At 36.8% G+C, this 16,191-nt stretch carries 2 protein-coding genes; both read right to left on the minus strand.

Translation table 11 applies throughout. From position 1 onward, the window contains the following. Window positions 1–8,067 carry a hypothetical protein gene (locus MKY88_RS24480; RefSeq protein WP_340814891.1) on the minus strand — a complete coding sequence of 2,689 codons (8,067 nt, stop codon included), beginning with the start codon at window positions 8,065–8,067 and terminating at the stop codon, window positions 1–3. A gap of 28 nt (window positions 8,068–8,095) precedes the next feature. Then, window positions 8,096–16,171 (minus strand): hypothetical protein, encoded by an 8,076-nt coding sequence (locus MKY88_RS24485; RefSeq protein WP_340814892.1) that lies wholly within the window; start codon window positions 16,169–16,171, stop codon window positions 8,096–8,098. Between the last annotated feature and the right edge of the window lie 20 nt (window positions 16,172–16,191).

The raw sequence follows: 16,191 nt of genomic DNA on the forward strand, positions 1-16,191 counted from the left end.
TCACCCTAAATCAGGAGGAAGTATCGTAATCTGATATTTATTTCCGCTCACATGATTGTAGATAAATATCTCTTTATTAATGGACCTTCCCTCTGAGTATTCTTTTACTCCATATTCGTACATTTTCTCGATTGCCTTAATAAGAAACGTTTTTTCCCCTAAACCACCTGCTTCAAGTGTAAAGCTAAATCCTGTATTAGCCATGGATTTCTTTTTAGGATCTCCTCCTACAATTAATGCAGAAGAAACAATGACGTAGCTCTCATTAATTACTTCCTTTTCTGGTACGAATGTAGGCATCATTTTCTTTGCTTCTGCTAAAATTGTCTTCATGATAGATAGAGCTTCGTCTTTTAAGAATGGAAGATCATATGACAATTTGCCGCCTTCGGTTTTCTTATAAGCCTTAATCTCTGTTTGATTTCCAGAAATCGAGAATACCTTTTTGTCATACTCTGTATTTCCAGCACTCTCATCCCAAATTAATTTTAAGAATCCCTTCTCGATCATGTTCTCAATCTCGACGTCGTTTTTGATATACGTGTTTTCTGCGGTGATTCTTGATTGAGTTTCAGGCATTCTTGAATCAGACAAACCATAAGCTTCAAACGCTTTTGAGAATTTCTTTCCTTTATTTTCGTCATTAAGCTGAATTCGGGGGGATATTAAAAGTTTCTCATATCCAGAAATCCGATTGGATTCTCTTGCAGCTATTCCTTTTAGCTTGTCAGCTAGATTCGTTTCAAATTGAACATCTTCATCACTAGATCCATCAATAGCTCTTGTTGCGTATTTTCTAGCAGCACTCTGTATGTCTTCATTAACAAAAATGTTAATGACAAAATTCATGCCCTTACCTAGATCATTTGTTTCTGTGTCTAAGTAAGTGAATGCTTTTTCAAGTGTTCCAAGCTTGTTATAATCAGGTGCTCCATAGACAAGACCAACTGATCCTTTTAAACCTGCAGTTAATACCTTACCATTATGCTGAAGAGGGAATATTGTTAGTACCTGAGCATTCTTGATGAATTCTTGAATCATGATGCTTGACATTGTCCCTACCATAAATGAGACACCAGCCTCTACTACTATCCATGCAGCGGCTACAGCAAAACCCGCAGGGCCGCCGGCTGCTGTTCCTGTCCCTAATTTAGCTAATGCTGCGGCTGTTTTGTTTGCATGCTTCGCAGCGAATTTTGCCGCCTTAGCTCCTCTTATTGTATGGCTACTTACGGCTCCTTCTATTTTACTCGCTAGTTTCCCGGAGTTTTCTACCATCCTTTTTGCGCCCCATGTGGCCATTGCTGTTAATGGTTTATAGCCACCTCTTTTATTCGCATAGACAGATTTAGCAAGAAGGCCTCCATGAGCCAGCATGCTTGCAGAGGTAATATAAGACACGATATTTCGAGTCCCTTTTTCATACTGATCATCAACTACAGAAATACAGTCTGGAGTCACACTAGATGTTAATCCCGTATCTATTGTTAATGAATGAGTTACAGCTTCCACTAAGACTTGACCAGACATATGTTCATAAATATCCATGATATATAAACGGTCATGAGGCTTTAACGGAGGTGATCCCATAAGAATAATTTCACCAGTATACATGTCTCTCATAGAATTCTTCAATGCATTGGCAGTCATTCGCTTAGCAATTGGGTAGCCATTTTGAATAACGCCATAAGCTTTGTCTTCATTCTCACCTTTGAAATAATCAAAGATCCGATCTATCCATTGAATAGCTTTTCCTATTCCAAATGACATCGGAATTCCTTTATCATAAAACTGAGTATCGTAAATCATGGATTTTTGATTTTCAGGATAGATATCCCAGTCTACAAACATTCGTGGAGTTTGGTTAATACGGGTCCCTAAAAGGCCAGTATTTCCAGCCGCTTTAAAGGTACCAATCGCATTTGTCTTAATTCGTGACGAATCAGCTTTAATGTTATTTGTAATGATGTCTGCATAAGACGTTACAATATGATACTGCTGGAAAGGCTTTCGCTTTTCATAAACGTTGCCAGACTCTGTTGTGACATAGTCAAAGGCATAGTAATATCTAGGATGTCCATGGAATACTGTTGATCTCATTCCAAATGGAGCGATAGCTCCAATAAAATCCGGTGTTGCTGAGGCACAAATGTGAAGTACATCCCAGAAACTTTTACCCATAAGCTCAATCGAAATTTTAGGTGCTTCTTTCGTGTTAAAATCTGATTCAACACCATCCTCCAGTGCACCCCACATCGGCTTTCCAATTGCTTCAAAAATATTCTGAACGGCTTCGCCGTTTTTGAAGACCTCTGTGTAATTTATATCTCCAAAGTTCACATAACCATAACGCTGAGGATCCTGTACCATTCCTTCAGTAATTTGACGGAGCGTCTTTCTCCAAAAGCTTCCCTTAATAGTTAATAGGGATGTTAATATTTCCTTAGGTGTTGAAGCATTATTGAAAAGATCTAAGACACCGCTAAACAATTTGTCTGCATTTTCTACTTCATCTGCATCTAGATCCTCTAAGATTGGCTGAGCAAGCTCAATGCCATCGCCCTGACAAACGATCTCCATCACGTCACCAGCATTGACCTCTGTGATTTTACCGTTAAATACGACTGGTAATGTTGCTGCGTTTGCTCCATATCCCATTCGGACATGAATACGAGTTCCTGGAGTTAGTTTTACTTTGTTAAGAGGTTGTTGGCTTAAGCGCTTCTCCTGCTCAGTTCTGTAAATCTCACCTGGTCTAAAGATTGAATTAAAAGCATCTAATGGACTGTATTCATACTCAATAACCTTATCTTCATCGTCCTGTGTGAATGTATGAAATAAGTTAGACATAACAATACGGCAAGTGTCTGCAGGAATCTTTCTAGACTTGTGCACTTGAATTTCAGAAATAGCATTTATATTGTAGAAGTTATCGTTTAACTTGTAATAGCCAATCTCGCGACCCTCATCGACTAAGACAATATAGAACGAGGGAAATGCCCTTGCCATTCGTCCTCTCATGTCGTGTGTACACATGTCGTAAAACGCATGTCTTGTATAAATATCTGGATCATCAGCAAATTCTATATATTTACGATCCAATTCAATGCGTCTATACTTTTGAATCGCATCATCATATCTGCTTGTGAAATCTTCAATGCCATCAATCGCTTTTGCTGGAACAAGTGCAAATAAGAAGCGTCTTAAATCCATGTGCTCAGACTTAGGGTTTTCAAACTGAACACTTGTTGAAGTTAGCGTTACCTTTAACTGATTCAATTGGTGGAAATCTCTATCATAAACAAGTTTGTATAAATCCAATTCGCAGACTGCTAAAGCAACCATTAAGAAGGCTTTTCCCCCGTCCATTGGCCGATCAATGTCTTTTAGGAAATCAATATACTGATTAATTTGTTCAGCTATTTGTTTAGATTCTTCCTTCTCTAACTCTTTACCTGAGCTAGCTTTTGCATCTGATTTAGCGGAGCTCAATTCCTTCTCGAAGTCCTTACTTAAAACATCAAAGTTAAGGTTAGGGAACAATTTATCTTCAATCATTTTTCGAAGCCATACAAGACAAATACGTAAAAATGCCTCAATAGCGAAATCTACATCTGACACGGTAGCTTTCTTATATTCTTCAATTTCCTGTAACGAGGCTTTTTTCAAGTAGTAGGGGTCAAGCAAGAACATGTAAGTATTTACATTGGTAGAATCTTTTTTCTCTGTGCGTATTTCAGTCTTGTCCCCCAAAATATTCCTTATTTCTTGTTCCGAGTACATTTTAGTTCTGAAAGGACCAAACTCTACAGCATTCACTACATCGTTTGGATCTTTTATTTCTTCAATACCATTGCCGTCTTGACTAGTGGCGATTTTAAACCCTATAAAGTCAACATCTGGCGCATAATCCTTTTCATCTAACCCTTTACGGTATTCTTTATTACCTGACCTAGCACAGGCAGCTGCATAAGCAAGATCGCCAAAGGTAGAACGGAACTTATAATTATCAACAATACCCAAGCTTTGGAATATTTCATGGTATTTGAGCAAGGCAGCTACTGTTTTATCTTTAATACGCCATCTAGATTCAGCCTTACTTTTAATCCATGAATGTGTATTCATTGGCTTTGAAAGCACTCCGTCGATTAATCCTAAAGCATTACGAACGCCTTCGAGCTTGTCATACAACCATGCTGTTTCCTTGAGAGTACTTCCTTTCTCAATTCCTCTTTCGTGATCTCTAAGCATCTTAGCATATGGTTCTTCCATCAGCATAACGCGTATGTCTTCACCAATTTCCCAAACATCATCTGAAGATGCTGTGTTCATCATATTGAGAACGGGAATATTGTTGTCGATATACTTCGTCATTTTCTTTGTGCTGGACATACCGACCATTGATTCCGCTTTAGAGCAGGCTTCCTCAGTATCCTTAATAGATTGACTTTTATCAGTTTCTTTGACACCGACACCTTTAGCTGACTCTGTTACAACATAATCCCCTCCGGTATTACCGTATTTAACATCATAAGTATCTAAGTCGGTGCCAATTACGGCCTCTCGGAAGATTTCACTCTGTAGAACATGGCCATAATTGAAATAGAAATCTGGATCAGGATAAATTCTTGTTGAATCGAATTTATGCCTCAAGAAATCAAAACCGCTCTTATTAAGCTCATCAATAGTTGGAAGTTCCAAGTCTGGATAAAGCTCTGCTTCCCCAAAACGGTTCTGCAGCTCTCCAAACGTTTTTAATTTGATATCCATTGTTCCGTTACCTGTTGTAATACCACCATTAGAAAGCTCGTTTACTTTTCGCATACCTTCTCTATGTCGCATTGTTCGATCGACTGAAACAAGCCTCATATTAATTTGATAGAGACCTGGCTGCCCAGGAACGGTTCCTATTTCAACACTTTCAATTACTGCTTCAACTACACCTAATAAACGAGTGATCTCGCTCTCGAATCGTATTGGTGCAGAGGGGATAACTAGTCTGTAGTTTGTTAAAAGATAAGAAGCTACTTTAGGTAGTCCATTTAGAATGCCAACCGAGAATTCATCAGTTGTTTCAATGCCTAACTCGATAATCGTATCTTGACCGCCTAAATATTGTGAAGCATAGCCCTCTGTTCCATTTAGTCCAACCTGTGTTAAGTTGTTGCCGTAAACACAAGCTAAATTTTTGATACGCACTTCCCCAAGCATTACCTCGTCGTACTGCAATGTCTCTAACATATTATTGTCGATATCTGCATTGAGCTCATCAACTTCTTCTACCATTGTTGCATTCCCTTTTCCGTCAATCATATCTTGTAGCATAGAAATAACACCAATGTATTTAGCATTTTCACCTTTGCTTAAAGAAAGTGCCCCATTTGCCTTGTAGAACTTATAAGTAGCCGTCCCTGAACTACCCATAAAATTATCAAAATCTACAGACTTATCTTCTTTAAAGGGGATTTCATATTCAACAACAATGTTCCCACTCTTAATATATTTATTTAGCGATATAGTCGCACTCATGTGGATTTCAGCTGCATCAATAATAGATGTAAGGGCAGATTCATTTAAGTATTCTGAATTGATTTTATATACTATACCGAATTTCATTTTATTGTCGCTAAAATCAGTATACGTCTTTGATTGAGTCAACAAAGGCTTTTGAACATTAGCCTCATACATGGCAATTGATGTTTCAGAAACCAGCTTATTTACATATGAAGCAATTTTACTAGGAGACATAACTTCTACTGATGAGCCTTTACCCCGTGTTTCATGAATAGACATCCCTGCACTATTAAATAAACCATTGTATTCTTTATTATTTTTCATGCCATCAATTATGGAATATGCAAAATACTGGCCCTTCCCCTTATTAGGAAGAGACATGATTTCATCAATTGCTGTCTTAATCCTTGTGTTTCCTTCTAAATCCATGTAAGCATTGTAAATAGGCTGCATGTCAGCAATTAGATTTTTTTCTTTTTGCCCAATACTATTAAATGTATGTCCTGAACTATTTTTTTGGACTTTAATACTATGCATCTGTTGTAAGTGATTTTCATTTGCCACAAATATCTTAAAATATGGATCCTTAAAATCCATTGGGAACAAGGCTGTTCTACTTCCTTCAATTCCGACCATATACTCTTTGTCATTTATACTGTATTCTTTTAAAGCTTCCCCTCGTTGAATTGCCCGCTGATAATACCAGCGCATTAATGCAAAATTGAACGTAGTAGAGAATGGATTGTAGTATTCATCTACATTATCTAAATCGAGCGGAATTTCAGGCATATACTGAAGAAAATCAAACTCTTGCATTGTTAAGACACAGGTTAATAACCTTGGCATGGATGGATTCGTGACAATTTGCATATTAGCCAAAGTAACAGCATCAATGTTTAAGATTCTGTTGATATAGTCATTTTCTATCGGTAAAAATGGTGTAAATTTAAATTGAGAAATCAGAGAGCGCAATCCGTTCATGTAGTAATTAACTTCTTTACCGTTTGGAAGCTTGTCTTTGTATTGATAGCCATTAATACCTCTGTCTTCGTTAAAATATAGAGTTAGCTCAATCATCTTTTGAACCTTCTGATTGCCCCTAGTTATCGACCCTTTTCCACGAAGAATTGGTAATCGATCTTGTGTTGCTTGTTGGCTCACACGGATAGATGTCGGAGGAACAAAGAATGTACAGTCTCCTATCGTTACATTCCATTCTTTCAACTTGTCAAAATCTACATTGAAAATGTCTTTTTGAACTCTTCGTCTATCATCCATTTCTTTTGCGATCTTTGAATGGATATCAAAGACAATACGACTATTGTAATCATAGGATTGTAAATTAAAAATTTCAGCAGGTAACCCATTTTTAAGCTCATAAGAAGGATTATCATTAGCATCTGGAAGCACATTAGTCTCTTTGCTTTGGGTGATAACGTATTTTGCAAGGTTGATCCATTGATCATTCAATTTTATATAAGCTGAGCCCAGCCAACGGCCATTTTTGTCCTGTCCCCATTGATTATATCCAGAGTACTTAAAACGATTGTAGTCCTTTACTTGTGACCAATAATACTTTATTTTATCAATCCCTACGGAAGATGAGTTTATACCTTCGTAGATAGTTGGATATTTTTGATTGCTTTCATTAAGACTAATACGATCAATCATAAAGTACACTTCACCATTAACAGCATGGATTAGCTTTTGTAATTTATCCTGAATTCTTTTTCCTTCTGAAATTCGAACAGGATCCTTCTCATCCATCTTTGTAAGCATTTTTACTTCTGAATATCCGCTGACTGAGCCAGGACCTTTTTCTGTATATTCATGCCATTTATTTATCTTTGGATCTGGTTTAAATACATTTATTTTAGTGTTTTCATCCATGCCATTTTTTCTTCTAATAATATAGTGACCCGCGTCTTTTTCAACACTACCATACGTAACCGTTTTGAATCTTGATGCCTCATCTTTATCTTCATATTCTCTGTAGTCCCAGTGTTCTACCTCTGGAGTATTGATACCTAAAAGACGGACGCTGATAGCAGCATTATCACTACTAATTCCCATTTCAATCATCTTACTTAAGAAATGGCCTGTAATTAATTTTTTTGTTTCTTCATTTCCAGCTTCTATCGTAGACACTTTAATGGGGAATGTATCCCCTTCAAAGTAGCCCATTTCTTTATCTTTATTGCTAGCCTCAACCTGACCCTTAAAAAAGATGACACCCTTGTCTTGATGATCCCCTAAAGTTAAAACAGGAGGGGCATTATAATAAAAGGACATCGCTACTTCATTATTTTCGTTTAGTTTCCCATCAACATCTACGTCTTCATCTTTATGGGTGTTTAGTTTATCCATCGCTTCTTTCAAACGCTTATAATATGGGTCATTTACAGCATTCATATAAAAATCACCCATATTTGGGTAACGGAAACGGTCTGTAGACAACATGTCTCTATCTACAGACTCGAATCCTTTAGATTCTATTCCTTTTAAATAATTTTCATCATTAATCTTCCCTAGTAAATCTGAAAACTTACTCATTTCTTATCCCCCTCTAGAAGTAAAAGGACTAAGCTAACATCCCTTGAACCATGCGTTCTATTGTACTATCTGTAATATTACCGCCTGAATTATTAATATTCATAGAAACGTTGACGTTAGTAGAGTTATAGCTTGTCACCATGGCTTGTCTAATTGCTTCTTCAGCGTGCTTTTGTCCTCTTGGAGTCGAGGCGTTTATATTGATTACATATCCTTGTTTCGGATTTGTTTGTAACATAGGTGTTGCATCATCTGTCATGATGGGAACATCATAAAGGATCTCATCATTTTCAACTGCAACAGCTGTCGCTGAAGGCTGAGAATGATACATCAATGTAGAGCCTGCCATACCAAGTGCTCCGAATGCCAAATCTTTCCCATTAATACTAGACTGCGGTATAACGTTATGTCCAGACTCTACATGATAATCTGTTGTCTCGTTTAGACCAGAGGTAGTGGGTGGAATCCAATTAATATGGCCTTTGTCTGATGGCAATGAATCATCGTGATTGAATAGTTTACCACTTTCCATAATGCCGTCTCCCTGAACACTATCAACTGCATTCCTTGGTAGATCCAGAAGTTTACTTCCTTCTGTCGAGATACTAGAGTCTTTTATCATGTCTACACTTACTTCGTTTTTTGTTTGAGCTATTGTACTCAAGTAATTGTACATGTCTAGATTAGGTGCTACCCCTCTGTTATAGTATACTCCCTGATCTTCCAGTCTTAAAGAATTATAAGTCTCTTGACTATTATACCTTTTTTCGAACCCATCAACTAAGTCATTTTCCCAGTAAGGAGTGAATCCAACGACTTTTCTATATGTGTTATTAGAGTCGTCTGGATCCATGGAATTATCAAGAGTAGTCGTCTTATTGTACTTGGAAGACAGGAATTTCTCCTCAGATGGCTGCAGTATGTTATCAAAGATACGATTACCTTGTCTTTGATTGTACGGATTTTTCAATACATCTGATACCAAGTTACCCATCATACGGACTGGTGAATGTATTTCACTTAAAGATTCATTAGCTTCTCCGCCATTGTATCTAAGTGAATCTCCGTCGATTTCTTGAACTACTTGCTGTAGGTAAGCTTGATTCCGACTATTATCACGGAAAGTACCCTCGGCCATATCAAGAGCCATATTATTATCATGTTCAGCATAATTATTTATTGCACTCTTTTCTATTGCTCTGAAATCGTCACCATATTGTTTTTGTAATTCTTGATTAAACTCTAAATGACTATTCTCTACGGTTAATGAGCGCTCAGCCATGTCCATTTTTACTGTATCGGCGTTTGCCTTTGCAATGCTTGTTATGCCTCTCTTGATTCCTGCGTCAAGTGCGTATTGATCAAAACTACGTTGAGCATTCAAATCATTTAACCTTGTATCCTGAAGCTTCGGGGATTCAAACAAATTAAATGCATTGCTCTCAGCATCGTTGGCATGTAAAGGAGCACTGTAAGCATCTTTATTAGTTAATATTGCATCATCCGAATAAGAATTAACTCCATTTTTATAAGGGTTAGACATAAGCATAGTGTTTGTTTTTATAAAACTTTCAGGGCTAGTCGAGCTATATTGAGTCATGACTTGGACACCAGAACGTAATAGAGTGTTCATTTCGTTCTTGTCTTTTACACTAAAAGATTTTATGTTAACTTCTTTAAATAATTCCCTATTCTCAGACAAGTCATTTGAAATACTATCGAAATCAAGAATTATACTAGCCTTTTGATGTTCTAAAATAGACTTGCCATCGACCTTAAAATTCTTCTTTAATAATTCAAGTTCATAGGATGGTAAGTTGACAATGTCTTCAAAATTCAACAATGCTACTTTTCCAATTGCAGGGTTCTCTAGCTGGATTTCTGAAACCTGACTCAATGCCCCTTCTTCAGACGTAGCATAGTTATACATCAATGCATCGATCTTTTGAAGGTTAGTCTTGATGGAATGTCTATGTCGCTCATAGGCATTCTCTTCAAAGCCTACAATTGGATCTCGTATTTCAGAAATAAAGCGAGCTGAATATTGAATGTCTTTCAAACGTGTATAAATATCGTCCTGTGTATTGGTGTCTTTACTTTGAGAAGGAACAACGCCAATAGCTAGTTTATTACCACTTATACCAGCATCCTTTAAAATGTCCTCATCAATGCTAGACAAATCGATAATCGCATTCTGGTTATAAAGGGAGTTAAATACGCCATCCTTGAAGTATAAAACATCTTCACCTGAAGTGAAGTCAATATTCATCAAATCAATATCTTTAAAACTAAAGTCTTGATAGTTTTTCAGCTCATCTTCATTCATTCGTCCTGTATTGTAATCTACGGCTACTCTATTTGCTTCAGAAGAATACGCATCTAAGACATTGACATTCCTCTCAGAAACCTGTACCGCTCCTTGAGCAATAAGTCTTCTACTCTCTTCTGATAACAGATCGATACTGACATTCTCGTTTTCAATCAAGTCTTCGGAATTCAATTTGCCCTTCTTCTGAACAATAATATATTGCAGATCATCACTGTTTTGAGCAAACATATCTTTCTGGACAGTTTGAACAAATGGTTCTAGAAATGTCTTGCTATGGAATTCATCTCTCAAAGCAGCTTCTTCTCTATAGATTTCATACACTTCTTGGAATCTCTCATCAAGTTGTTTTGGTGAAATCTCAATGAAACCATTATAAATTTTATCCATAATAAAGTGAGATTTTTCATCAGTAAACTTGAAGTCCTCCGAACCTTTATCGAATGTGCCTTCTCTCATAGAGTCGAGTTTGACTGCCTCAGTGAACCTTGTGTAGTCATCTACAAGTGAATTAGAAGAGTTATCGACAACAAATTGATTGTAGATCTGACTGTCATCTAAGGAGCTCATCTGAGGCATTGCAGGGCCTCTATAAAGAGTCTCTAAGCCCTTCCCTACAGTTCCATCATAGACGCCCCTTAAGCTCTTTTTGCCGTTCTTAACCGCTTGCTCATCAGCATATACACGACTAATTATTTGACTTGAATCTAATTTGCTAGCTGTTATATCGTTGACCGCTTTATTATTTAAATACAGAGCACCGTCAAACTGTTCAGACATGACGTAGGTCTTGCTAAGATTTTCGAAGTACTTATCGTTAATTTTCTTGATAATACTTAGGATCTTCTCAGTATTCAGATGGTCAGGTGTTGACATTAGTGAGTTGCTCTCACCTTCGATGTTTTCAGTACCAGATAGCTCACTTCTAAGACTCGTCACTTTCAGGTCATTAAGCCCTGTATAAGTAAAAGCCTCAGCCCTGTCTTCAATGTTTATAGACTCTTTTACTGGATCAACATAGTACTTCAAAGTATAGAGTTCACCAGCGATTTTTTTGAAAGCATTCTCGTCAACCACTTTAAGATCTCTGTCCTTAGCATATTGAAGAACAATTTTTTTCACTTCATCTTCACTTGCAAAGATATCGGATAACTTAGAGAAGTATCCTGAGTGAATAAAGCCATCAGTAATTTCGTTTAATCTATCACGGTATGCCATCTCTGTTATGGAATCAAAACTCTGCTTATAGGATTTACCTTTACGATATTTGAACTCGATTTCGCCATTTTCTTTGACCCGAACCTCTGGAACCATTTCAGAGAATTCTTGTGTTTTCTTGATGTTCTCTACCGAGATTTGATGATCGTCAAACAGCTTACGAAGGTTATACATTCGTTGATATTCGTTTGCTAGGAAAATCTCTTCCCCTAATGGAGAAGAGGTAACAGCGCCACCTTCGTAAATATTTCTGATTTGATGTAGTCGTTCTGAAACCAATTGATATTCCACAATTGTGGTAGAATTGTACACTCTTTGTTTAAATTCTTCTGATCCAACATAGGCACGCTTAACAATTGCCTCCATTTGAACGCGTATGTCTAAGCTATTTATTTGTCTGTTGGGGTAGGTCATCCCCACAGACGTTCTTGAGCTTAACCCCGGTTGCTCCGTACTCTTTAATGCACTGCTATCGGTACTTATTTTACCAATAATATTTAGATCTTCTTCTTGTCTAAGATTATAGTTTCGAGTAGAAATTTCGAATAGACGATTTGGGTCTTTGTAGGTTTCCATACTGTATTGGTTGTTCTGATATTTTACAGTTTTGTCAACTGCCAATTCTGCTCTCGTACTGTTAAACCATACATCTAGATTGTTGCGTACCTCAACTGAAACTCCGACTTGATTAAATACATGCCCCATAATATCTTTGCGGTACTTAACGTAAATACCTTTAGCAAAGTCATTCATCTTGTCATAGTGGAATCCCTTTTTCCTGATCTGTTCTAGGAAGTAATCCTTTTCTGTGCGTGAGATTTCATTGTCAACAGTGCCGAATCTCACATTATCAATGCCTGGAATATGGGCTAGGCTATTTACAAACTCTTTCTCAGCTAAATTGCACATTGCATTTGATCCATATTCGTTCAAAGGCTGACCTATGGAACCTTCGTTTAGCTCTGCAGCAATTCTTGAAATATAGCCTTGAATAACATTGATTGGATCAATGCCCCGTTTTTGCTGCGCTACAACAGAAAATTCCAATGGCCATACATTCTTTAAAGCCATGCCAACGTCAGATCTTAAATTGATTTGACTAGACGTTAGTTGTGAGCCATCATGTGTCCTATCAACATCTAGGTGAGTCATTAAGTTCATGTAATTACAGCCTACTTGTGTATAAATGACACCATCCATGATTCTCTCTCTCGGAACATCTGAAAGGTCTATTTGCCGATCGCCATCCTGAATCGCAAATAGTCCAATGCCTCTGTCAAAATGAAGAAACATGTCTGTCACACTAACACCTTTGATGATTTCTTTAATCAATAACATATAATCACGTTCACGAATCTCACGAGCCTTAGAGATCCAGTTGATCTGTTGATCCGTGTAACCGTACTTTTTGAATTCTTCACGATTGAATTTATCCATCAAGATATTAGTTACGATATCCAATGCAACCGTATTTAATCGGTTCTCATTATCAGGCTTAGAAATGCCTCTGATATCAATAATCGTCCCTGGCTTGTGTTTCTTAATTGTATCAACACATTGCTTCACTACGTTCTTGTAATCAAAATTACTTTCCAGTGTCTTATAAATATCAGGTATGCCTATATTTGTTGGATTTCTTAGCGGTGTGATGTAGCCAACGCTAGGATCTTCTTTACGAAGCTCTTTCAATTGTTCTATAAAGTCTCTTGCAATAATGTAAGGGGTATTGTTGTCCATATACTCTCTTACGTTCCATTTACCAATGACTTTATTTTTGACCGCAGCCCTATCCATTAACATGACCAAACGTTTTTTTAATTCAGTAGAATCTCCGATGTATTTGTCATCAACGATTGTTCTAAGCAGGTTACTTTCGCCATTAGTAAGATTAACACGCAAAACATCTTCGTGTAGGCTGTGAATAGCCATTTGAGAAAGTGGAATCCCTTGCTTTCCATTGTCTTTCATAGAGATTTCGAAATAAGCATTATCTATTTGTCTAAACACATTCTTAACGTCATCTTGTTTATTGGTGATTTTTTCTATTTTCGAGATCGCTACGTCCATAGCTACCTTAAATAAATAATTTCTCTCTGTATCGTTTGCACCAAGCTTATTTACGTTATTAAAGATACTTTCACCTATCGGCTTTATTCCAGTGAAATAATCAATCAAAGAAATAGCATTGTTTACGCATTTTAAATAGAAAATCTGACTACCTTTATAGTCTTTCAAATTAAGAATCTCATGAAGCAATGCAATATTTTTTTCCTGTTCAATTTGAGACAGAGGAATATTTTTTGCAATCTTCTCGGCGATAGAACGGCCATTTTCAATTGCTTGTTGAATAACTAATCTTCGCTTTTCTTGTAAAGATGCAGAACTTGAGATAGCTTCAACTTCCTTGTTGATAAAATCAACAAAATCACTAATACTTTTAAATATATCAAAGTCCATATCCTGAATTATACGGTTGGCATTATCGACTACGTCTTTTTGAGCTCCACTTTTTATTACATCTTTGATAAGATTACCTGTTTTTTCTTTAGAAATTTCTAACTTATCATTGCCCTCTTTTAAAGAATAAGGCTCAAGCAATCTCTGTACACCTTTTTTTAATTGGAACTGTCCAGCTTTATCCTTTTCTGCATACATCACCATATTGTTATTGAAAAAATTTTGCATCTCTTTCATTGGTGCAACAATAAAGGAAATTTCATCATTCTTTAGGATATCTGTAGCCGCTCTAGACTGGCCTTTATATTCAGACACGGCACTCATCTTAACAGCTATAAGTTCATTCACAGCTAGAGCAGGATGAGCCTCACGCATAACCTCGATATATCGTCCAAGATGCTCATTTCCTTCACTTCCATGTTGCTCAATAGCCTTTAAACTAACAATACCTTCAACTGTGTAAGTCCTGCCTTTTTTAATAAAGTACTCGTTAACTCCTTTGTTGAATATAACATGATCACTTGTAGGCGTATTCTCCCCTAGCCTGTTAGGATGAACCACATATCCATCCATCGTGTAAAATTGTCCATCGAGAGGGTCAACTCTAAAACCAATGATCCCATCTTGGTTCCCATCGATTGTTCTTGTACCGTAAAATAACTGGGATCCATTCCCTTTGATTTTTCCGAAAATATTTTTATGATTAATTTCTTTACCCGCGTTAAGAGCATAATCAATAATATTTTTTTCTTCCACACTCTTACTAAGTACGTTAAATGTCTCCTTAGCATTACAGATAGTTGTATGCGTTTCAGAGCTAGCCATACATTGCTCTAGTTCACCTGCAGACAATCCAAAGTTAGATACGGCTTTATGCGAAGATGGCGAAAGTCCATATTTCGCAAGCATAGCTCTAGTATCTTGACTTAGATAATCTTTTCTAAAAATTCTATTATCCATTGCATGCTGCATTAGTGGAAATATATCAGCAATTCTGTGACGTCCAATATTAATGTTTGTACTTCCGCCTTGTGTGCGTATATAGTCTTTCACTTCTTTTCTTGCACTGGAAAAATACTGGTTTAACCAAGGAATACCGACATTGATAATGTCGTGACCTAGTATACTTTTCTTTGTTGTTTGTATTTCCAAGATGGCGTCGCTAAGGTCTTGCTCCCACTGCATAAGACCGTTAGCAAGTATCGTTTGTCTTTGACGTTCCCCAATATCTCTTGCTTTTTTGATACCTTCTTTAATTGTTGCAACGGTCATCTTAATGTCTTTTTCGTTCATTCCGCCCTGAACAGCGAAACGACCAGCAACATTTGAGTCCTCTACAATATCAAATCCACTGCTACCTAATTTTGCAAAATATTTTAATATGGTCTCTTCTAAGTTCGTTAAATTCATTGGATTTGCTTTGTACTTATTCAAAATAGATTGGTATTTCATTTCTTCTTCTTGAGAAGTGATACCTACGTACCCTGTGACAGTTTTACTAGCATTCTTAGCGTTAATGTTGTCGTAAGTCAGGAAGGAAAATTCCGTAATCTTATCTAACAATTGTTTGCCGTTTTGATTTCTACCACTAAACGTCTCTAGATCAAACGACACGATACCTTCGTTGTTTTCTCTTAAATAATCAATAGAGCGTTGTACAGCACTAAAGCTAGAAGATGTTTTTGCATGTTCATTAAAAGCATAAGCGAATTCCTTAGTAGCTTCGATAGTTTTCAACATTGCAGACTGGCTAGACTGATTCTTGTTAGAAAATGCATCTACGATGTTTTGGGTTAAATCAAAGTAAAGATTACGTTTCAGATTTACATTATCTGTTATTATATTTCTAGCTTTTATGCTTTGCGCCCCTCGAAGTATAGAAGATTCGATGGCATACAGATTCTGATTTGCAAGGTTTGAATTCAATATTGGTGCAATTTTATTATCGCGGTCAAATATAAATGCTCTAAGATTATCTATTGAATTGAAATCAAGGTTGCCTAACTTGGCTTTAGCAATTTCTGATTTAAGTTGAGCATCCATAATTATTTTTAAATTGTTTGTTCTTAGGCAGTTTTTTAAGTGGAAAAATTGTTCAGCCATTTCTTTTCAACTCCGTTCTA

The organism is Lysinibacillus sp. FSL R7-0073, assembly GCF_038009065.1.
Lineage (GTDB): Bacteria > Bacillota > Bacilli > Bacillales_A > Planococcaceae > Lysinibacillus > Lysinibacillus fusiformis.